The organism is Streptomyces sp. NPDC059740 (genome assembly GCF_042733155.1).
In the GTDB taxonomy this organism is placed as follows: Bacteria; Actinomycetota; Actinomycetes; order Streptomycetales; family Streptomycetaceae; genus Streptomyces.
Window position 1 is genome coordinate 10,950 of the sequence record NZ_JBHWGP010000053.1, and the last position, 19,918, is coordinate 30,867.

The 19,918-nt window shown below is 74.7% G+C and carries 12 protein-coding genes and 1 pseudogene; 1 reads left to right on the plus strand and 12 read right to left on the minus strand.

Translation table 11 applies throughout. The features are described from left to right. Nucleotides 1-79 precede the first annotated feature (79 nt). Genes ACFV3R_RS32010 through ACFV3R_RS32060 form a run of 11 tightly spaced genes read right to left on the minus strand, consistent with a single transcriptional unit; the run spans nt 80 to nt 18,079 of the window. Nucleotides 80-1,573 carry an L-fuculokinase gene (locus tag ACFV3R_RS32010; RefSeq protein WP_385590455.1) on the minus strand — a complete coding sequence of 498 codons (1,494 nt, stop codon included), beginning with the start codon at nt 1,571-1,573 and terminating at the stop codon, nt 80-82. Next, nucleotides 1,570-4,653, minus strand: a complete 3,084-nt coding sequence (locus ACFV3R_RS32015) for an FAD-dependent oxidoreductase (RefSeq protein WP_385590456.1) — start codon at nt 4,651-4,653, stop codon at nt 1,570-1,572. The genes ACFV3R_RS32010 and ACFV3R_RS32015 overlap by 4 nt, the downstream gene beginning before the upstream one ends. Beyond that, nucleotides 4,650-6,059: a GH1 family beta-glucosidase gene (locus ACFV3R_RS32020; protein ID WP_385590458.1), complete on the minus strand. Its 1,410-nt coding sequence runs from the start codon at nt 6,057-6,059 to the stop codon at nt 4,650-4,652. The genes ACFV3R_RS32015 and ACFV3R_RS32020 overlap by 4 nt, the downstream gene beginning before the upstream one ends. Next, complete coding sequence (locus ACFV3R_RS32025) at nt 6,056-8,074, minus strand: hypothetical protein (RefSeq protein ID WP_385590460.1); 2,019 nt, start codon at nt 8,072-8,074, stop codon at nt 6,056-6,058. The genes ACFV3R_RS32020 and ACFV3R_RS32025 overlap by 4 nt, the downstream gene beginning before the upstream one ends. Further along, nucleotides 8,055-10,559, minus strand: coding sequence for a sugar-binding domain-containing protein (locus ACFV3R_RS32030; protein WP_385590462.1), 2,505 nt, complete (start codon nt 10,557-10,559; stop codon nt 8,055-8,057). Before ACFV3R_RS32030 ends, ACFV3R_RS32025 begins: the two co-directional genes overlap by 20 nt. Next, nucleotides 10,546-13,065 carry an alpha-mannosidase gene (locus tag ACFV3R_RS32035; protein WP_385590464.1) on the minus strand — a complete coding sequence of 840 codons (2,520 nt, stop codon included), beginning with the start codon at nt 13,063-13,065 and terminating at the stop codon, nt 10,546-10,548. The genes ACFV3R_RS32030 and ACFV3R_RS32035 overlap by 14 nt, the downstream gene beginning before the upstream one ends. Beyond that, entirely contained in the window at nt 13,062-13,700 is a 639-nt protein-coding gene (locus ACFV3R_RS32040) for an SIS domain-containing protein (RefSeq protein ID WP_385590466.1), read from the minus strand. The genes ACFV3R_RS32035 and ACFV3R_RS32040 overlap by 4 nt, the downstream gene beginning before the upstream one ends. A 59-nt stretch (nt 13,701-13,759) precedes the next feature. Then, entirely contained in the window at nt 13,760-14,812 is a 1,053-nt protein-coding gene (locus ACFV3R_RS32045) for an ROK family protein (RefSeq protein ID WP_385590468.1), read from the minus strand. A 5-nt stretch (nt 14,813-14,817) separates the two neighbouring features. Then, entirely contained in the window at nt 14,818-15,753 is a 936-nt protein-coding gene (locus tag ACFV3R_RS32050; RefSeq protein ID WP_385590470.1) for a carbohydrate ABC transporter permease, read from the minus strand. Beyond that, entirely contained in the window at nt 15,750-16,721 is a 972-nt protein-coding gene (locus ACFV3R_RS32055) for a carbohydrate ABC transporter permease (protein WP_385590472.1), read from the minus strand. The genes ACFV3R_RS32050 and ACFV3R_RS32055 overlap by 4 nt, the downstream gene beginning before the upstream one ends. After that, complete coding sequence (locus ACFV3R_RS32060) at nt 16,718-18,079, minus strand: extracellular solute-binding protein (RefSeq protein WP_385590474.1); 1,362 nt, start codon at nt 18,077-18,079, stop codon at nt 16,718-16,720. The genes ACFV3R_RS32055 and ACFV3R_RS32060 overlap by 4 nt, the downstream gene beginning before the upstream one ends. Nucleotides 18,080-18,419: 340 nt before the next feature. On the opposite strand from ACFV3R_RS32060, the gene ACFV3R_RS32065 reads away from it, so the two are divergent. Beyond that, the gene (locus tag ACFV3R_RS32065) at nt 18,420-19,160 is read left to right on the plus strand and encodes a class I SAM-dependent DNA methyltransferase (RefSeq protein ID WP_385590477.1); all 741 of its coding nucleotides are present in this window, start codon (nt 18,420-18,422) and stop codon (nt 19,158-19,160) included. A 117-nt stretch (nt 19,161-19,277) separates the two neighbouring features. Here ACFV3R_RS32065 and ACFV3R_RS32070 read toward each other — a convergent pair. Beyond that, nucleotides 19,278-19,826: pseudogene (locus ACFV3R_RS32070) on the minus strand (zinc-binding dehydrogenase); the annotation flags it as partial. Between the last annotated feature and the right edge of the window lie 92 nt (nt 19,827-19,918).

The following is a 19,918-nucleotide window of genomic DNA, read 5'->3' on the forward strand; positions in this document are numbered from 1 at the left end:
CGGATCGGGGTGGTGGGCGCCCCTGCGCGCTCTCAGGGGTCCTTGCCATATGCCCGCCCGGGCATATGGCAAGGACCCCTCAGGCCGTGCGGCCGGAGGTGACGAAGCGCAGGAAGCGGTGGTGGTCGTCCTGGTAGGCGGCGGCGGTGGCCGGATCGGGCGTCAGGGCGGTGGTGTCGGGACGCAGGGCGGCCGGGTCGCGGCCGGTGGCTGCGGACGCCCAGGCGGCGGCGCCGGCGGCGGGTGCCTCGGGCTCCCGGCAGACGCGGGTGGGCCACGGGCTGACGGCGGCCTTGAGGGCGGTCCAGGTGGTCTGGCGGGTGGAGCCGCCGAGAAGGGTGACCGCGAGCGGTTGCGCTCCCAGCACCGCTGCCTGGGTCTCGGTCATCCAGCGCGCGTGGTGGGAGGCGCCCTCCAGGAGGGCCCGTGCGAGGTCGGCGGGGCCGTGGTGGGCCCGCAGCCCGCGCAGGTCGAGGGTGGCTTCGGGGTCGGGCAGCGGGCAGGCGCGTCCGTCCGGGTAGGGGGCGAGGAGGAGGCCGGTGACGGAGTCGGGTGCGGTGGCCAGCAGCCGGGCGAAGGCCGCGTAGCGTTCCTCCCCGGGCGCACCCGCGAGGCCGAGGAACCGGTCGCAGAACCACTCCACGAGCGCTCCGGAGCTGCGTGCGCCGGCGAGCACGACCCAGTGCCGGCCGTCCACGGCGCGTCCCCAGGACATGCCCTCCCGCGCGGCCCGGGCCGGGTCGGGGGCGGCTGCGCCCAGCGTGAGCACCGCTTCGGCCGTGCCCATGGAGTCGGCGACCGCGCCCGGCTCCCGGACGCCGGCCGCCCAGGCGCCGACGAGGTGGTCGTGGCCGGCGACGACGACGGGCGTGCCGGGGCGCAGGCCGGTGGCGGTTGCGGCGTCGGCGAGGGCGTGGCCGACGGCGGTCCCCGGCCGGTGCACGGTCGGCATGCGCTGCTCGTCCAGGCCGGCGATCGCCAGGAGTTCGGGGAGCCAGCGGCCGGCCCGCGGGTCCCAGGCCATGGTGCGCTGGGCGAAGGTGGCGTCGGTGCCCGCCTGTCCGGTCAGTGCGTGGGCGACGAGGTCGGCCGCCCCGGCCCAGGTCCGGCCGCGGCGGAGGGTCTGCGGGTGGTCGGCGGCCAGCGCGCACCACTTGGCCAGCGGCACCTTGGCGCTGGGCAGCACCCCGGTGGCCCGGTGCAGTGCGGTCCGGCCGTGCCGGCGGGCCAGCCGTTCGGCGTGGGGTGCGGGGGCGGGGTCGGACCAGGCGAGGACGGGGTGGAGCGGGCGGCCCCGGGCGTCGAGCCAGGTGCCGGCCTCGGCCATGCCGGTCACGCCGACGGCCTCGGGTGGGCGCCCGGCGGTCCGGACGCAGGCGCGCAGCGCGTCCAGGGCGGCGGCGACCAGTGGAGCGGCGGGGTGGGTGTGCCCGTCGGCGCCGCGGGGGGTGCGGCGTTGGTGGCGGGCCAGGACGGTGCCGGTCGCGTCGCAGAGCAGCGCCTTGCAGTGGGTGCTGCCGACGTCCACGCCGGCGAACAGCGGTGCACTCGTGCTGTGGCTGGGGGCGTTCACCGTTCCTCCCGTGCGGCGGGCCGGACCCCCGGGACGGTTCCCGCGGGGAGGTCGGCCCGGTAGGGGTCGTGTGCCCAGGGCAGCGGCCGGGGCCGGGGCACACCGGCCCGGGCGAGGTGGCGCCGCCAGGAGGCCGTGTCGGGGCCGGGGGCGGCATCGGCGGGCAGGTCCCACAGCAGCCGCAGCCGGGTGTGGGCCTGGGCGGCGAGTGGGGCGCGGTTGTCGTCGAGGTAGGCCAGCAGGGTGTGCACCCCGGCCTCGTCGCCGCACTGGGCGCGGGCCCGCGCCAGGGCCAGTTCGAGCATGGCGCGGCGCTCCTGGAAGTCGTCGGGCTCGGTTCCCGTGCGACGCCACTGGCCGTGCAGGGCGGGGCGGGCGTGGAGGTCGCGCAGGACGGGCAGGGCGCGGGGGTCGCCGAGGCGTTCGGCGCCGTTGGCGACCGCCTCGACCCAGTAGAAGACGCCGGCGAGGGAGTCGCGCAGCGTCCTGTCGTCGACGGTCAGCAGGTCGGCGACGCGTTGCCAGTGGCGGACGGTCCGGGGGTCGCGGGCAAGGGAGAGGGTGTGGAGCAGGTAGACGGCTTCGGGCATGGCCGACTGGTCGGGCGGCAGTTGGGCCTCGCGGATCCGGCCGTCGCGCTGCGGCAGCCGGCCCGGGGCCAGGGCCCGGTCCAGTGCGGCGAGGAGGACGTCGGTGCCGGCCCGGGCGCCCCGGCACACCAGGATCTGCGCGAGGGCGAGCCGGGCCGGTCCTTCGGCGGTGGCCATCGCCTCGGTGAGCTGGGCGGTGGTGGTGGGCCGGGGATCGAGGACCAGGTCGACGAAGGGGATGCGGCCGCGGAAGACCTCGCGCCGCCCCATGTCGGAGTAGCCGTGCAGCGGGAGGCGGCGGGCCAGTTCGGTCAGGGCCCGAGCCGGGTCCGGTCCGGTGCTGCCCGCCTCCTCCGGGCCGGCTGCGGTGCCGACACGGGCCGCGGGGACCCGCTCCGGGGGCAGCAACCCCAGTGCCGTCAGGCGCTGTTGGAGGCGGTCCACCGGCAGGGCGCCGGGCGCGGTGCCGGTGCGGGCGCAGAGAGCGGCGGCCACACCGGTGGCGGCGCCCAGGTTCTCCAGGTCGGCCTGCATCCGCAGGGCGGGGAGGGCGTCGTGTGTCGCGGAGAGCGCCTTGCCGGTGACGAGCAGTCCCTCCAGCCCGGTCGGCAGCAGGGCCCGGTAGGGCACCTCCGTCTCCAGGTTGGGCGGGATGAGTCCGAGCTGGGGCCAGAGCGCCTCGCCCTTGCCCTTGAGGTCGTGGTTGGCGAAGTGCACGTTGACCACGTCCGGCCAGCGGCGGTCGGTGAGTTGGTCGGTGAGGGTGAGGACGGCGCGGCCCACCAGGTGGCGGCCCTCCCGGGTGACGGGCTGGGAGCCGTGGTCGTGGCGGTGGGGGGTGCGGCGGCGGGCGGCGAGGACGGCGCGGGTGGCGTCCCGGGGGTCGGTGAGGTCCGCGAGGCCGCCGAAGTTGTTGCGGGTGGTGTCCGGGGTGGCGAACTGGGCGAGTGAGGACCACATCACGCTGTGGGTGGTGGCCGCCCCGCGCACGACGGGCGCCCCCGCCCACGCCGCCAGGTGGGCCTCCCCCGTGGCGTCGACGACGACCTCCGCGGTGGCCGCGCGGGCGACGCCGTCGGGTCCGGTGAACAGGACACCGCACACCCGGTCGCCCTCGGCGAGGGCTGCGAAGGCCCGGGCCCCGTAGCGCGCCTCCACCCCGCCCGCGGTCAACGCCTCGTGCAGGGCGAGGGACTTGGCCTCGATGCTCCAGGCGCCGGCTCCGCCGTGGCGCAGTCCCAGTGCGCGGTGGGCGGCGCGGGTGAGGTTCTGCACCCGGGCGGCCTGGCCGGTCCGGCGGCCGAACCAGTAGCTGGGTACGCCGCCGTGGGTGCCGGTGCCGCCCGGGCCCGGCCCGTGTTCGAGGAGCAGGGTGCGGGCGCCCTCCGCCGCGGCGGCCAGGGCGGCGGAGGCCCCGCTGGTGCCGCCGCCGACGACCAGGACGTCGTGGTGGCCGTGGAGCGGGACGTCCAGCGCGGCGACGTCCTGGCGGGCCGGCGCGGCGCCGGGACGGGGAGCGCGGCGTTCGCGCACCGTGGGCCCCGGGCCGGGCGCACCGGGGAGGGGCGGCGGCGGAGCCGGGGCCGGCGGTGGGCCGGACTGTCCGGTGTTCAGGTGCTCGTGGACGAGGGCCGCCGCCGCGCGCCCCGGTGCCCGTACCGCGGTGGGGTCCAGCAGCGGCGCGTGGGGGGAGGTGACGGGCTCGGCGGGGGGCAGGTGCCAGATGCCCGGCACGGTTCCGGGGCGGGGCCGGGTGTGGCGGTGGGGGCCGAGGAGGGGGTGGTGGCCCACCGCGCCGAGGCGGGCCCCGGTGAAGTCCGGGTGCTCCCGCAACAGGCGTGCGGCGGCGCGCAGTGCCTCGTGGCGTCCGCCGGTGGTGGCCGGCAGCACGTAGCGGTGGCCGGTGCCGAGGTGGCCGGGCACCAGGCGGAGGCCGTGGGCGGCGGGGTGGTCCGCGGACGACTGCAGCTGGCTGCGGACGCGGGTGAACTCCACGCTCCAGACGGCCCGGTCGCTTTTTCCCGGGCCCGGTACGGCATCCACCAGGGCACGGCACAGGACGAGGTCGCGTCCGCCGGCATGGGTCACGACGAGGCCGGCGAGCGGGCGGGTGGGCCCGTCGCCGCGGTGCGGGGCCAGGACGCGGGTGCCGTACAGCAGTTCCACGCCGGCGGCCCGCAGGGCGTCCTCCACGCACAGCTTCAGGGCGGCGGGCCGCAGCGCGACCCGAGTGCCGGGCGGGTGGCCGGCCAGCAGCGGCGCGAGGACACCGGCCGCCGCGGCGCCCTGGGCGGGGACGTCGGCCCAGGGGCGGCCGGCGCCGGCCAGCTCCGGGCAGGGCGCGAAGCCCTCCTCCAGGAGCAGGACGCGCCGGCCGCCGCGGGCCAGGTGGAGTGCGGTCTCGACGCCGGCCGTGCCCGCTCCGGCCACGGTGGCGTCCACGTCGTGGAGTACGTCCAGGGCCCGGCCGGGCAGCCGTACGGTGCTCACCTGCGGTGCTCCCCCAGCGGCGGCAGGGCCGCGGGAACAGCGCCCGCGCGGGCGGCCCGGGCGTACCAGTGGCCGCTGTCCTTGACGGTGCGGCGCTGGGTCGCGCGGTCGACGTGGACCAGTCCGAAGCGGGGCCGGTAGCCCATCGCCCACTCGAAGTTGTCCACCAGCGACCAGTGGTAGTAGCCCGTGACGGGAGCCCCGGCGGCCAGGGCCCGGTGGACCGCGGCGAGGTGGTGGTGGAGGAAGGCGGTGCGCCGGTGGTCGCGGACGGCGCCGTCCTCGCCGGGGCCGTCGCCGTACACGGCGCCGTTCTCGGTGACCACGAGCGGTACGCCGGGGTAGTCGTGGTGGAGGCGGAGCAGGAGGGCGGTGAGGTCCTCCGGCACGATCTCCCAGCCGAGGTCGGTGCGCGGCACCTCCGCGCGGCCGGGCTCGACCTTCCACGGCCAGGGCCCGTCGCCGGTGCCGGCGCTGACGATGCGCCGGGTGTAGTAGTTGACGCCGATGAAGTCGCTGCCGGCGGCGATGGTGTCCAGGTCCCCCTCGTGCACGAAGTCCAGCGGACCGACCGCCGCCTCCCAGTGGGCGCGCATGTCCTCGGGGTAGCCGCGGCCGTGTACGGGGTCGAGGGACCAGCGGTTGACGTACCCGTCGGAGTCCACCGCGGCCCGCCGGTCGGCGGGGTCGGCCGGGTCGGCGGGGGTGTGCGGGAAGAGGCTGTGGGCGATGCCCGTCCTGGCGCCGCGGTGGCGGCCCGAGCGCAGTGCGCCGGCAGCCAGGCCGTGGGCGAGCAGCAGGTGGTGCATGACGGTGACGGAGGCCCTGAGGTCCTTCTCACCCGGTGCGTGCAGCCCGAGTTGGTGGCCGAGCAGGCCCACGATCCACGGCTCGTTGACGGTGACCCAGTCGGTCACGCGGTCGCCGAAGGCGTCGTGGCACAGGGCCGCGTACTCGGCGAAGCGGGACGCGGTGTCGCGGTTGCGCCAGCCGCCCTTGTCCTGGAGTGCCTGGGGCAGGTCCCAGTGGTAGAGGGTCACCAGCGGGTGGATGCCGTGGTCGAGGAGGTTGTCCAGGAACCGGTCGTAGTGGTCCAGCCCCCGCGTCTCCACCCGTCCGCAACCCTCGGGCTGGATGCGGGGCCAGGCCAGGGAGAAGCGGTGGGCGGTGGTGCCGAGCGCCGCCATCAGGGCGACGTCCTCCGCGCCGCGCCGGTACTGGTCGCAGGCGACTCGGCCGTCGTCGCCGTTCTCGATGGCGCCGGGGACCTGGCAGAAGCGGTCCCAGACGGACTCGCCGCGGCCGTCGGTGTCGAGGGAGCCCTCGACCTGGAAGGAGGAGGTGGAGGTGCCCCAGCGGAAGTCAGGGGTGAAGCGGAGCGCGTCGGCGGGCGGTTCGGTGGTCACAGGTCCTCCTGGAACTCGGGGAGTTCGCGGGCGTGTTCGCAGGCGTAGAGCAGGACGCCGGCCGACCAGGCGTGCGAGAGGGTGAGCAGCATCCCCTTGGCCTGGAAGCAGTCGGTCTGGTAGAAGCGTTCGCTGACCATGCCGCGGTAGGCGTTGAAGTCGCCGTCGGCGCGGGCCACGAACTGGCGGAAGCAGTCGAGGTTCTCGCGCGCCGAGCGCAGGTAGTAGGGGTCGGCGAGGTGCCGGGCGAGCCGGACCGTCTCCGGCAGGCAGACCAGGCCGAAGGCGTGCAGGTGCTGGTTGGAGGGCGAGGCCTGGTCGGCGCCGCGGGTGCGGAAGCCGTAGTGGCCGAGGAGGGTGCGGGGCCCGAAGTGGACGTCGTAGGTGTAGCGGAACGTCAGGGTCCAGTCGGCGGCGCGGCGGGCCAGGTCGAGCCAGCGGCCGTCCCCCGGCGCGGCCTCGTGGAGCAGTGTGTAGGCGATGATCGCGTTGTAGCCGTCCTCCGAGGTGGGGGCGAGGGAGACGTCCTCAGGGGCGCCGCACAGGAACTCGGAGTGGACGTCGGCTGCGAAGGCCGCGCCGGCGCGCAGTGCGGCACGGCGGTAGGACGGTTCGCCGAACGCCTCGGCCGCCTCCACGAAGGCGGCGACGAAGGGGAGGCCGGCGGCGCCGGTGTGGTCGAGCGCCGTTCCGTCGCTGACGCGGTGGGCGGCGGCCAGGCGTCCGGTCGCGGGGTCCTGCCCGCGCAGGGCGGCGGCGAGGTTGGCGCGGACGGCGGCCTCCCATGTCGGGTGGTCGTGGCCGCGGCGCCGCTCGGCGCACAGCGCCCGCAGGGTGAAGAGGGTGGCGTCGCCGAGGGTGCGGGCGTGCAGCCGTCCGGCGTCGCCGGTCCATCCGGCGGACCAGCCGCCGCGTGCGCTCCACTGCCCCCAGAAGGTGCCGCCGGGGGTCAGGTGGGCGCAGATGTGGTCCAGGACGGCCATCGCGGCCTCGGCCTGCGCGGTGTCGCCGACGCGGCGGGCGTGGAGCAGCAGCGCATGGGCGTAGGGGGCGCCGCTGACCCAGGAGACGTGCATGGCCTGACGGTCCCCGGCCTCCCCCAGCGCTTCCCGGTCGAAGGCGGCCGTCTCCAGGAGCACGGGCGGGTCGGGGCGGTAGTGCCAGCGGTGGAGCCCCTCGGCGCTGAGCGCCGCCGCCTCCTCGACCCCGACCCAGGCGGCGGGTGTGGCGGGGGCGGGGGCCGCGGTGTGCAGGGCGCGCAGGACGGGGGCGTAGGCGTGCGGGTCGGCGTCCAGGAGGTGGAGGGTGAAGTGGAGGGTGTGCTCCTCGCCGGGCTGCCAGTGGTGGGTGGGGGTGTCGGCGGGGCGGGGGGTGCCGGAGCCGTAGTAGGCGACGGGCTCTTCGCGGTAGGGGGCGTGCAGCCGCAGGGCGGGGCGGTCGCCCGGGGTGCGGGCGAATCCGACGCCCTGCTGGCCCAGGGTGCCGCGCTCGGTGGTGGCCAGTGCCGCGCCGCCGTGGTCGTCGTGGGCGAAGACGGCGGGGGTGGCGCACCGGTCGGCGCGGAAGGACCAGGCGTCCGCGGTCAGGTTCGCGGGATCGGTGACGCCGGGGACGTAGCGGGGGTAGGGGCGGGCGCAGTCCGGGAGGCGGCCTGGGCCGTAGAAGACGCCGGGGACCAGCCAGCCCGGGTCCGCGGTGGCGCCGAGCAGCACCTCCACCCGCAGCCCGGCGCTCACCGGTGCGGCCCCGGTGCGGCGCACGGTGAGGGTGGCCCGGTGGGTGGTCGCCGTGGCGTCGTGCGCGGTGTCGGGGGCGAGGTGGAGGGCGGCGGTGAAGCCGTGGGCCTCCCCTTCGGCGTGCGTGCTGCCGTCCGGCCGGTGTCCGGTCCGGTCCGCTGCGACGGGAAGCCGGCTGCCGTCGGGGAGCATCAGGGCCACCAGGCAGGGCAGTTCCACCAGTCCCTCGGCCGGGTCCCGCAGGCGGGTGGTGGCGCGGTCAGTCAAGGACGCGGGCATCGGTGTTCCAGCCTTCCAGCAGTAGGGCCCGGCCCGCTTCGGGGGCGTCGCGCCAGGTGACGGGTACCTGCGCGGACTCGCCCGGCAGGAGGCAGAGCTGGGAGTCGGCGGGTACCGCCCAGCCGGCCTCGTGCAGTGGGCGGGCGTCGCTCAGGTGGAGGCCGAGGGCCGCGGGCCCCTCGCGGTGGGTGAGGTGCACGGTGTCCAGGCCCGTGGTGGTGGCCGCCTCGACGCGGGCGGTGGGCAGGTCGAAGAGGGGGCCGAGGTGCTCGGTGGTGGTGTGCAGGTAGCGGTTGCCGGCGAGGGCGGCCCCGGCGGCGTCGCGCAGCGTGAGGTCGAGGAGGAAGACCTCGCCGGGGATGTCGCCGAGGGGGACGTCCAGGTCGCCGTCGCTGCGGGCGATCTCGGTGCCGTCCAGGGCGAGGAGCCGTGCGGTGACGGTGTCGCCGGGTGCGTCGCCCGGACGCCACGCGCGGGGCCGGGCCCGGAACCTGTCGTGGCCGCCCCAGGTGTGGGTGGCGAAGGCGGCGCAGACGTGGGCGGGCCGGTAGGCCCGGCGCACCCCGTGGTAGGCGGGTTTGGGTTCGCCCCAGTGGTCGACGGCCGCGGTGCACCAGGCGTTGGGGAAGGGCTCGTTGAACTGCCAGGGGATGGTGCCCGAGGAGCGCGGGGCGCGGCGCAGACCGGCCTCGACGGCGTAGCGCAGCCCGTCGTACTGGAGGTGCTGGCTGGCCCGGCGCATCTCGTCGGCGTCGGTGGGCCGGCCGCCGAAGGCCGCCGCGACCAGCGGGGTGTTGTTCCACCAGGCGCCCAGATGCTCCATGACGGGGTTCTCGCGCCCGGTGGGCCACCGCTGACCGGGTGGGACGACGGCCTCCCAGGCGCGGCGGTTGGCCATGCCCTCGACGCCGAACTCGGAGTGGAGCAGGCAGGTGGCCGCGTCGTAGAGCTCCTGGTGGGCGCCGTTTCCCTGGTGCTCCCAGGGGCCGTGGACGTCGTGCTGCGCCTCGGGGGCGGCGCGGACGAGGTCCAGCCGGTTGAGGAAGGCCTGACCCGAGGGGGAGCCGGGCAGCCAGCAGCGGTCGGGGTGCAGTTCGCGGACGACGCCGGCCAGGGTGGCGATGACCGGGGAGGTGTCCTCGGCCAGGGGGCGGGCGGCGGCGGTGTCGTGGAGCTCGTTGCCGGGCCCCCACAGGACGAGGGAGGGGTGGTGGTCGAGGGCGGGCAGCAGTGCGCGGGCCTCGGCGTCCATGAGGGCCAGGTAGGCGGGGTCGGTGGCGGGGACGCTGTCGATGCCGGAGCTGGAGAGGCTGAACTCCTGCCAGACCAGCAGCCCGAGCCGGTCGCACTCGGTGTAGAACTCCTCGGTCTCCACCAGCCCTCCGCCCCAGACGCGGAGCAGGGTGACGTGGGCCTCGGCCGCGAGCTGAAGCAGGTGGCGGAGGCGGTCGCGGGGCGCCGCGCCGTGCAGCGCGTCGTGCGGCACCCAGTTCCAGCCGCGGGCGTACCGGCGCTCGCCGTTGACCTGGAGGGTGTAGGGCAGCGCGGCGGCGGGGGCGCCGGGGTTGGTTACCAGGCGCACGTGCCGGAACCCGACCCGCCGCTCGCGCCGGCCCACTTCCCCGCCGCCGGCGTCGAGGGCGCGCACCAGCACGGTGTACAGCGGTTGCGGCCCGTGCCCGTTCGGCCACCAGGTCTCGGGGCGGGTGACGGTCAGCGTGGTACGGCTCTCGTCCTGCCCGGCGGTCACGGCCTGCTCCGTGCGGGCCACGGTGCGGCCGGCGGGGTCCAGGACGCTCACCTCGACGCCGGCGGGGTCGGTGGTCTCCCAGCGTGCGCGCACCTGGACGCGGCCGTGGGTGAGGCCGGCGTCGAGGGTGGCGCCTGCGGTGACGTCGGCGAGCCGTACCGGGCCCGCGAGATCGAGCAGGACCGGCTTCCAGATGCCCTGGTGCACCAGGCGGGGGCAGAAGTCCCAGCCGTATCCCATGCGGGACTTGTGGGTGCGGACCCGGTCGGTCCTGCCCACCTGCGGTTCGCCCGGCGGGGCCGGGTGCACGGCGACGGCAAGCAGGTGGGACCCGCCACTCGCGGGTCCGCCTGCCACCGCCTCGGTGAGGTCGACCTCGAAGGCGGTGTACATCCCCTCGTGGTGGGCGATCTCCCGGCCGTCGAGGAGGACGGTGGCGGTGTGGTCGACGCCCTCGAACCGCAGCACCGTGCGGCGCCCGGGGGCGGGGGCGGGGAGGGTGAGGGGGCGCCGGTACAGCCAGGTGCGCTGCGGCACCCACTCGCACAGCAGGCTGCCGGTGCCGCTGCGGAAGTCGGGGACCTGCCCGGCGCGGTGGAGGTCGTCCAGCACGGCGCCGGGCACCCGGGCGGGGAACCAGCCCGGTTCCCCGTCCGGCCGGCCCGGGCCGCTCAGCCAGCGCCAGGTGTCGCCCAGGCAGGCCCGCAGCTCCCAGCCGTCATCAAGTACGCGCACGCCCGCTCCCGGTGCGGGCGGCGGGTGCCGTCTCGGCCGGCGCTCCGGCCGGCTCCTCCTGGGGCCGCTCCAGCAGGTCGGCGGCGCGGACGGGGGCCGCGGGGTCGCGCGGGACGCGGAAGGTGCGTATCTGGTGGCGGCCGAGGTCCGCCTCGATGACGCGGTCGCCGAGCATCGGCACGGTGATGCGGGCCCGGGTGTCCCGGCCGCGGGACTCGTAGGCGCGCAGGACGAGGTCGCCGTCGCCGTCCTCGTCGCCCTTGACCACGGTGACCAGGACCCCCTCGCCACCGTCGTCGAGGTGGGAGGCGACCTGCGGCAGGGGGCCCGGGTGGAAGGTCTCCAGGAGTGCGAAGGCCGGCTGGTTGAGTTCGGCGGCGCGGCGGACGGGGTCGGCGGCCCGCCAGTCGGCGCCGTGCGGCACCAGCAGGTAGCGGAACTCCTGGCGGCCCTGGTCGAGGTACTCGTAGACGCCGTCCTGCGCCAGCCGGCACGGCTCGTGCCAGGCGTAGACGGGGCTGCGGAGGGCGGTCATGCCGATCTCCCCGCCGAGGACGTCGTGGCCGTGCTTGCTGTCGTTGACGACGGTGAGCCCGGCGCGGGCGCCGCCGGGCAGCGTGCCGGTGACGTCGACCCAGGCCTGGGTGGGTTCCTCGGTGCCGTCCGGGGTGCGCTCCAGGTGGCCGTAGGGGATCTCGTGGGTGGCGGTGACGTCGGTGAGGGCGGTGGGGAAGCGGAGCTTGAGCAGCTTGAGGCGCTCGTGCCAGTCCACGACCGTGCGGACCTCCAGGTGGCGTGAGCCGGCGGAGAGGACGAGTTCCTCGGCCATCTCCGAGCGTCCGTAGGCGCTCTCCACGCGCAGCACCGCGCGGACCGGCCCGGACTCCACCAGCCGCACCCGGGTGGGCTGGAAGGCGCCGATCGCCCTGTCGTAGGCGCGGACGCGGTGGCCCCAGGTGTCGCTGGGGTCGTCGACGACCACGGCGTGCGGCCCGCTCCCGGCGGAGAGCAGCTCGGTGCCGGTCTCCTTGTCCAGGAGGGAGCGCAGCCAGCCGGTGGCGGGGTCGACCTCGACGCGCAGGTGGGCGTTCTCCAGCACGGTGTCGGTGGCGTGGATCTCCGACTCGCCCGGCTGGTCGGTGCCCGGCAGGAGGTGGTAGACGCGGTGGCCGAGGGCGGGGACGTCGGCGCGGAAGGCCAGCCGTCCCCGGTTGCCGGCCATGGTGGACTCGGAGCGGGTGAGCTGGACGGGGACGGGCTGGTCCTGCTCGTCGGTGAGGCGCACGGCGGCGGCCTGTCCGAACTCCGCCTCCACGTCGGCCCGTAGCGGCCAGGGGTGGGGGTTGAAGACCACGAGGGGCACGGTGCCCTCGCGGTGGGGGATGTCGATGCGGCGGGCGACGGCCTGGGTGGCCCGGTTGAAGACCTCCGCTGCGATCGACCGTGCCCGGCCGTAGTCGTCGCGGGCGTCCTCGTAGGCCGAGCGCAGGGAGGTGCCCGCCAGGATGTCGTGGAACTGGTTGAAGAGCACCAGCTTCCACGCCTCGGTGAGCCGGCCGGCGGGGTACTCCTCTCCGGTGAGGACGCCGGCGACCGACGCCCACTTCTCGGCGCGTTGCAGGTCGTTCTCGGCGCGGCGGTTCCAGGCCTTCACCCCGGAGTGCGCGGAGTAGCAGCCGGGACCGTGGTGCTGGAGTTCACCGGCGTGCACGGCGGTGTCGGTGCGGTCGGCGACGCTGTCGAAGAAGGCGCGGGGGTGGCTGAGCCTGAGGGTGGGGAGGCCGCCGAGGTCGTCGAGGCGGTGGATGGAGTCGATGTTGGCCTTCGTCGGTCCGCCGCCGTGGTTGCCGACGCCGTAGAAGACCATCAGCTCGGGTTCCTCCGGCGGCATCTGCGCCAGCGACTTGTCGAGATGGTTGCCGATGTCCGCACCCGGCGTGCAGTACTCGTTGGGAAGGCGGTAGGCGGTGACGCGGGAGCCGTCGGGGGACTCCCAGTGGAAGAACTGGCCGGGCAGGACCTGCTCGTGCGGTCCGGGGCGCAGGAAGACGTAGGAGTCCATGCCGGCGCCGCGCAGCAGTTGGGGGATGGTGGCGTTGTGGCCGAACGGGTCGAGGTTGCAGCCCACGGTCGCGGCGGCGCCGAACTTCTCGATGAGGTACCGCTGGCCGTACAGGGCCTGGCGGACGAAGGACTCACCGGCGGGGACGTTGCAGTCGGGCTCTATCCACCAGCCGCCGACCACCTGCCACCTGCCTTCGGCCACGTGCTTGGCGATGGCTGCGAAGAGGTCGGGGTCGTGCTTCTCGATCCACTCCAGGTACATCACGGAGTCGCAGGTGAACACGGCGTCGGGGTACTCCTCCAGGCGGTCGACGGCGGACCGGAAGGTGGCGCGGACCTCCTGCAGGCCCTCGGGCCAGCGCCACAGCCAGACGGGGTCGATGTGCGCGTTGCCCACCATGTGCAGGACACGGTCGCGGGAGGCGGGGTTGACGGTGCTCATTCGGCGGTCTCCTGCCGGGCTCGGAGGGGGTGGGAGGGGGTCTGCGCGGCCCAGGCGTCGACCTGTTCGCTCAGCAGGTGCAGCAGGGTGAGGTGCATCTCCTGGATGCGGGCGGTGGCGGTGGCCGGCACCACGACGCGGAGGTCCGCGTGGCGGGCGGCCGGCATGCCGCCCGCCGTCCCGCCGGCGAAGAGCACGGTGACGGCGCCGGCCGCCCGCGCCTGGGCCAGGCCCCGCACGACGTTGGCGGAGCGCCCCGAGGTGGTGAAGCCGATGACCATGTCGTCCGGCACCGCCAGCGCCTGGACCTGGCGGGCGAAGACCTCCTCGTAGGAGTAGTCGTTGCCGATGCAGGAGACGACGGTGGGGTCGGTCACCAGCGAGACCGCCGGCAGCGGGCGGCGTTCGCGCAGGTAGCGGCCGATGAGTTCGCCGGCGAGGTGCTGGGCGTCCGCGGCGCTGCCGCCGTTGCCGAAGGTGTACAGGCGCCCGCCGCGCGCGTAGACCTCGATGAGGCGCTCGCCCACCGCGCGCAGGTCGGGCAGCACCGTCCGCAGGGCTGCGGCGGCGGCGAGGTGCTCCTCGAGCTGGTCGGTGGCGGCGTGTGCGGGGTGGTCGGCGGTCGGGGCGGACATACGGCTCCTGGGGGCGGTGCGGTGGGCTGGGGTCGTGGCGGCGCGCCGGTGGGCGGGGGTCACCGGGCCGTGCCGGCGGGTGGGAGGGGCGGGGCGAGGGGGGCCTCGGAGAGCCGTTCGAAGGCGACGGCGGCGGCGCCGAGCACCCCCGCCCGGTCGCCCGTCGCGGCCCGCACGACCCGCACGGCGCGGGCTGCGGGCCCCATGGCGAGGCCGGCGACGGCCTGCCGTACCGGGGCCATGAGCTGCTCCCCGGCGCGGGTGACGCCGCCGCCGAGGACGAGGAGTTCAGGCTCGTAGAGGTTGACGACGGAGGCGAGTCCCTGGCCGAGGAGTGCGGTCGTCTCGTCCCACACGCGGACGGCCAGCGGGTCGCCCTCGCGGGCGGCCCGGGCCACCTCGGCGGCGGTGAGCGGGCCGGCCGCTGCGAGGCGGGTGGCCTCGCCCCGCGCGGTGGCCGCTGCCACCGCCTGCCGGGCGCGTTCGGCGATGGAGGTCCCCGAGGCGTACGCCTCCAGGCAGCCCTCGCGGCCGCAGCTGCGGCAGAGGCGGCCCTCTCCGGTGCGCACCGTCACGTGGCCGGGCTCCCCGCCGTTGCCGGCGGCCCCCCGGTAGGTGCGGCCGTCGATGACGACGCCGCCGCCGATGCCGGTGGAGACGGTCAGGTAGACCAGGTGGCGGCTGCCGCGTCCGGCACCGAACCGCCACTCCCCCGCGGCGCCCGCGGTGCCGTCGTTGTCGAGGACGGCGGGGACGCCGAAGGTCTCCGCCGCCAGGTCGGTGACGGGGATGTCGCGCCAGCCCGGCAGGTGGGGCGGGCACAGCAGCAGGCCACGGACCGGGTCCAGCGGCCCGCCGCAGCCGATCCCGCAGCCCAGGAGTCTGGCGGCGGCCTGGTCGGGGCCGAGTCCGGCCGCGCGGAGGGCGTCGGCGCCCAGCCGCCACAGCCGTTCCAGGCAGGCCTCGGGGCCCTCGTCCACCCGGGTGGGGCAGGTGCGGAAGGACAGCGCGGTGCCGTCCCGGCGCACCACGCCCGCCGCGAGCTTGGTGCCTCCGATGTCCAGCGCCAGCACCGGCCCCTGGGTGCCGTCGCCCTGGTCGTAGCCTGTCATCCGGTTCAGCCCTTGCTTCCTGTGGTGGCGATGCCCTCGGTGAAGTGCCGCTGGCAGACGAAGAAAGCGATGATCATCGGGACGGTGACGATGACGCTCGCCGCGCACACGACCTCCCAGTGCATCTCCCCGCCGGCCCCGAACTGGTCCAGCACCGCCTTCAGTCCGCGCGGCACGGTGTACAGGGAGGGGTCGCGCAGGTAGATCAGCGGCCGTATCAGGTCCGTCCAGGACGCCTGCACCTCGAAGATGAAGGTGACGATCAGCGCGGGTCGGCACAGCGGCACGGCGATCCGCCAGAACAGCGTCCGGTAGCCGGCACCGTCGACCCGTGCGGCCTCGAACAGCTCGCGGGGCAGCCCGAGGAAGAACTGGCGGAGCAGGAAGATGTAGAAGGCGCTGCCGAAGAGGTTGGGCGCCCACAGCGGCACCTGGGTGCTGGCCAGGTGCAGCTGGTTCCAGATCAGGTACTGCGGGACCATCGTCACCACGGCCGGCAGCATCATCGTGCCGACGACGAGCGCGAACAGGACGTTCCTGCCGGGAAAGCGGAAGTAGGCGAACCCGAAGGCCACCACCGCACTGCTGGCCGTCACCGCGACGGCAGCCGCGAGGGTGACCGTCACGCTGTTGCCCACCCAGGTCAGCAGGGGGACGGCGTGCCAGATGGCGGTGTAGTTGGACAGCTGCCACACGTGCGGGATCAGGGCGTTGTCGAAGACGTCCTCGGACGGCTTGACGGACGCGCTCAGCAGCCAGAAGAACGGGTAGAGGAACACGACGGAGGCGGCCGTCAGGGCGAGGACGCGCACCAGCCGCGCACGGAGGCCGACCCGGTCCCGTCCGCCCGGCCGCCGGCCCGGTGCCCGCTCCGGCGCGCTCGCTTCCTCCGTGGGTCGCCGGGGCGCCCTGGTCTCCTGTGCCGTGGTGAGCTGTGTCATCGCTCCTCCCCCTCGTAGTAGACGAACCGTTTGCTGACCTTGGCCTGGATCACGGTGATCGCGAGGATCACCAGGAACAGCAGCCAGGCCAGCGCCGAGGCGTACCCCATGTGCATGTACTGGAAGGCCTGTTGGAAGAGGTAGACGACGTAGAACAGCGCGGCGTCGTTGCTGTAGGTCTGGGAGTTGGAACTGCCGAAGAAGGCCGTGTACGCCTCGGTGAAGGTCTGGAGGGAGGCGATGGTGTTGACGATGAGGGTGAAGAAGAGCGTGCCGGAGATCTGCGGCAGGGTGACGTGGCGGAAGGACCCCCACCGGCCCACGCCGTCCAGTTCGGCGGCCTCGTACAGGTCGCGGGGGACGTTGCGCAGGGCCGCGAAGTAGATGATGACCGTGGAGCCCACGGACCACAGGCTGGTGAGGACCAGGCCGGGTTTGATCCACGCCCCGTCCGTGGTCCAGCTCGGTCCGGTGATGCCGAACCAGCCCAGGACGTGGTTGACCAGCCCCACGTTGCCGTTGAACAACAGCAGGAAGAGGATGCCGACGGCGACCGAGGGGGTCATCACCGGCAGGTAGAACACCGTGCGGAAGAAGCCGGCGGCCCGCCCGGCCCGCAGCAGCAGCATGGCCAGCACGAGCGCGAACGCCATCGACAGGGGCACCCGCAGCGCGGCGAAGACCAGGGTGTTGGCCAGGGACTTGGCCACCGCGGGGTCCGCGAACAGCTGCCGGTAGTTCTCCATGCCGACGCCGTGGGTCGCGCCGATGCCGTCGTAGTCGGTGAAGGACAGCACGAAGCTGGCGACCATCGGTCCTGCCGTGAAGACCACGAACCCGATGAGCCACGGGGAGAGGAACCCGTAGGCCGCCCACGTCTCACGGCGGCGCCAGGCCGACCACCAGGCCGCCCGGCGGCTCGCCCGCGTGGTGGGGAGGCTGTTCGCCGTACCCGTCAGGGCGCTCATCGCCGGCCCTCGTTCGCGATGTCGAGGGCGTTCTGCGCCTCTTTCTGTGCCTGGTCCAGGGCCTGCCGCGGCGTCTGCTCGCCGGAGAGCACCCGGTTGACCGCGTTCTGCCAGGCGTTCTTGAACTCGCTGCCGGCCGCGTTGGAGGGCACGGTGAAGCCCTTCTTGGAGAGGGTGAACAGAGTGCGGGTCGCCTTGTCGAACGCGGCGATCCCGGTGGGCTTCCACACCTCGCGCTCGATGGTCTGGTCGGCGTCGAGGTTGCCGGTGAGGTCGCCGGTGTAGGGGTGGCCGGCGGCGCGGACCTGTGCGGCCTTCGCCTTCGCCGCGTGCACCCAGGTGCTGGTGGCCGTCATGGTGGTCACGAAGGTGCACGCCTGCACCAGGTGCGGGGAGCCCTTGGGGACGGCCCAGCCGTACCCCGACGTCCAGTTGAGGTCCTTGCCCGTGCGGTCCTTGAAGGTGTCGGTGGCCAGGTCGACGTGGGGCGAGGTACTGGCGAGCACGTCGACGTACCAGTCCTCCATCGGCATCGCGCCCACCTGGTCGCGGGCGAACTGGTTCCGTGCGCCGAACTGGTCGAAGGAGTCCCGCAGCGACTTGAACCTCCCCCAGCCACCCTGCGCGTCCACCAGGCCGACGGCGTAGGTCAGCGCCTGGACCACCTTCGGCGAGTTCAGCCGGGCGGTGCGCCCGTCGGCGCTGAGGAGGTCCGCGCCGTTGGCCTTGGCCCACAGCGGGAAGAACTCCGGGATCTTCGGGTCGAAGCCGATGCGGGTGAGCTTGGAGCCGTCCGTCCTCTTCAGCTGTCCGGTCAGTTTCCGCAACGCCGGCCAGTCGGCGGTGGTCAGCTTCTTCGCGTCGGTGCCGTTCTCCTTGAACACCCGGTCGTCGATCAGGAGCAGCCGCGAGTCGTAGGAGTCGGGCAGCGCGTAGACCGTCCCGTCCAGCGAACCCTCGGCCAGCGCGGCCCGGTTGTACTGGCCGGTGTCCACGTGCTCCCGCTTGAGGCAGTCGGTGAGCGGGACGAGGGCACCGCGTGCCGCGTAACCGCCGATGAGGGCACGGTCCATGTGGACGACGTCCGGCGGGTCGCCTGCGGCCACCGCGGAGAGGAACTGCTGTTCGTCGAAGGCTCCTTCGTTGACCTTGATGTTCAGGCCCGGCAGGGCGGCGCGGGCGGTCTCGATCCGGTCCGTGGCCAGCGCGTCCCCCATGCCGTACCCCATGGTGGTGAAGGTGGTGGAGCTGCTGTCCGCGAAGCTCACGCCCCCGCATCCGGCGAGGGCCGGGAGCAGGGCGAGGGCGGTGAGGAGTCCGAGTGTCCGGTGCGCTGTTCCTTGGTGTGCTGCCGCCATCGTCTCTCCTTTGAGCATCCCGGCTACACAGGGGGACGACGGTTGGACGGGGCGGTTCAGCGGTGTGGAGACCCGCGTTCCCCGGTGTGGCATCGATCCCACATGAGAACGTAACCACACCCTTGGGCGGCGTCAACGGTCGTGGCACGGCGGGTTTTTCCGAAGAGCTGCGGGCTGCTGCGGAAGCGCCGCCTCTCCCAGCCGCCCGATGGCCAGGGCTGTCCGGGGACGGGCGGCCCGGGAGGTCAGCGCCGGCTCGTCCCGAGCCGCGCGGCCGGAGCTGCCTGCCGGTGGAAAACGTCTCGACAACACCCCCGGCCGACGGGCAGAGTTGCCGCCCGTGACCAGCAGCGAACTGTGGACCCGTGCGGTGGCCGAACGTTACGACGCGGAAGAGGGCGAGAGGACTTCCGCCGCCTTTCTCGCACCGGCTCTCGCCTTCCTGGCGGAGCTCGCCGGAGACGGCCGGGCGCTGGAGTTCGCCATCGGCACCGGACGGGTGGGGGTGCCGCTCCGCGAACGCGGCGTGCCGGTGGTGGGCGTCGAACTGTCCGAGCACATGGCAGCGGTGCTGCGGCGCAGGATCGACGAGGAGTCGCTGCCGGTGACCATCGGGGACATGGCCACCACCGTCGTGCCCGGCGAGTTCAGCCTGGTCTACCTCGTCTACAACACCATCTCCAACCTGCTCACCCAGGACGAGCAGGTCGAGTGCTTCCGCAACGCCGCCCGTCATCTGCGGCCCGGCGGCCGGTTCGTCATCGAGCTGTGCATGCCGCCCCTGCGGTTCCTGCCACCCGGCCAGCTGGCGGTGCCGTTCGACCTCTCGGAGCGGCATCTCGGCTTCGACACCGTCGACCTGGTCGAGCAGGTCCTCGTCTCGCACCACTTCACGCGCGAGGGTGAGGACGGCCACTACCGCCGCGACAGCTCCAGGCACCGGTACGCCTGGCCGGCGGAGCTCGACCTGATGGCGAAGATCGCCGGGCTCGAGCTGGAACGCCGGGTGGCGGACTGGGCCGGGGCGCCGTTCACCCAGGACTCCGCGCAGCACATCTCGGTGTGGCGCAAGCCGGCCTGAGGCGGGCGCGGCAGACGGGGCCACACCGGGCGCCTCAGACGCGACCGCCGGCTCCGGGGGCCGGTTACGGCCCGGGGGCCCCGTCGCCCCGGAGCGCGATGGCGGTCCGTACCCGGCTCAGGGTGCCAGCACGACCCTGCCGAACACCTCTCCCGCGTCCATCAGCCGGTGGGCCGACGCCGCCCGCTCCAGCGGCAGGACTCCGTGCACCACCGTACGCAGGTCACCGGCCGCAGCATCGGCGAACTGGGACGACCGCACGGTCTGCCGGTCGGGCCCGGGGACGGCGTCGGAGCTGAAAGTGGCGAACGACCACGACTTGCGGAAGGCGTCCATCAGCCGCATGCCGAAGTCCGCCGGCGGCTGCCCTCCGACCACGCCGACCATCACGTACCGCCCGCCGGTAGCCAACCTGCCGAGAAAGTCGGGGAGATGAGGCCCGCCCACGACGTCGACCACCACGTCGAACCTGACCGGCGCGCCCGGGCCGCCCTCACCCGTACGGTCCAGAACATGGGTGGCGCCCAGATCGCGCAGGCGGGCACCACGCTCCACCGACGAGGTGGTGACCGCCACCGCGCCCGCGCCGGCCCTGGCTGCGAGCTGGACCGCCGTGATCCCGATGCTGCCCGCCGCGCCGCGCACCAGAACCGTCTCTCCGGGCCTTACTGATCTTTTCGTAAGTTCGGTGGGTGTGGTGGGTGGATGGTCAGGCCGGTATGGGCGAGGAATGACCATGGCAGTAGGGGGTTGGCGTT

Bases quoted from the DNA above. Each gene is read 5' to 3' on its own strand.
- ACFV3R_RS32025 (WP_385590460.1), bottom strand. From the start codon at position 8,074: ATGCCCGCGTCCTTGACTGACCGCGCCACCACCCGCCTGCGGGACCCG.
- ACFV3R_RS32045 (WP_385590468.1), bottom strand. From the start codon at position 14,812: ATGACAGGCTACGACCAGGGCGACGGCACCCAGGGGCCGGTGCTGGCG.
- ACFV3R_RS32040 (WP_385590466.1), bottom strand. From the start codon at position 13,700: ATGTCCGCCCCGACCGCCGACCACCCCGCACACGCCGCCACCGACCAG.
- ACFV3R_RS32060 (WP_385590474.1), bottom strand. From the start codon at position 18,079: ATGGCGGCAGCACACCAAGGAACAGCGCACCGGACACTCGGACTCCTC.
- ACFV3R_RS32035 (WP_385590464.1), bottom strand. From the start codon at position 13,065: ATGAGCACCGTCAACCCCGCCTCCCGCGACCGTGTCCTGCACATGGTG.
- ACFV3R_RS32055 (WP_385590472.1), bottom strand. From the start codon at position 16,721: ATGAGCGCCCTGACGGGTACGGCGAACAGCCTCCCCACCACGCGGGCG.
- ACFV3R_RS32050 (WP_385590470.1), bottom strand. From the start codon at position 15,753: ATGACACAGCTCACCACGGCACAGGAGACCAGGGCGCCCCGGCGACCC.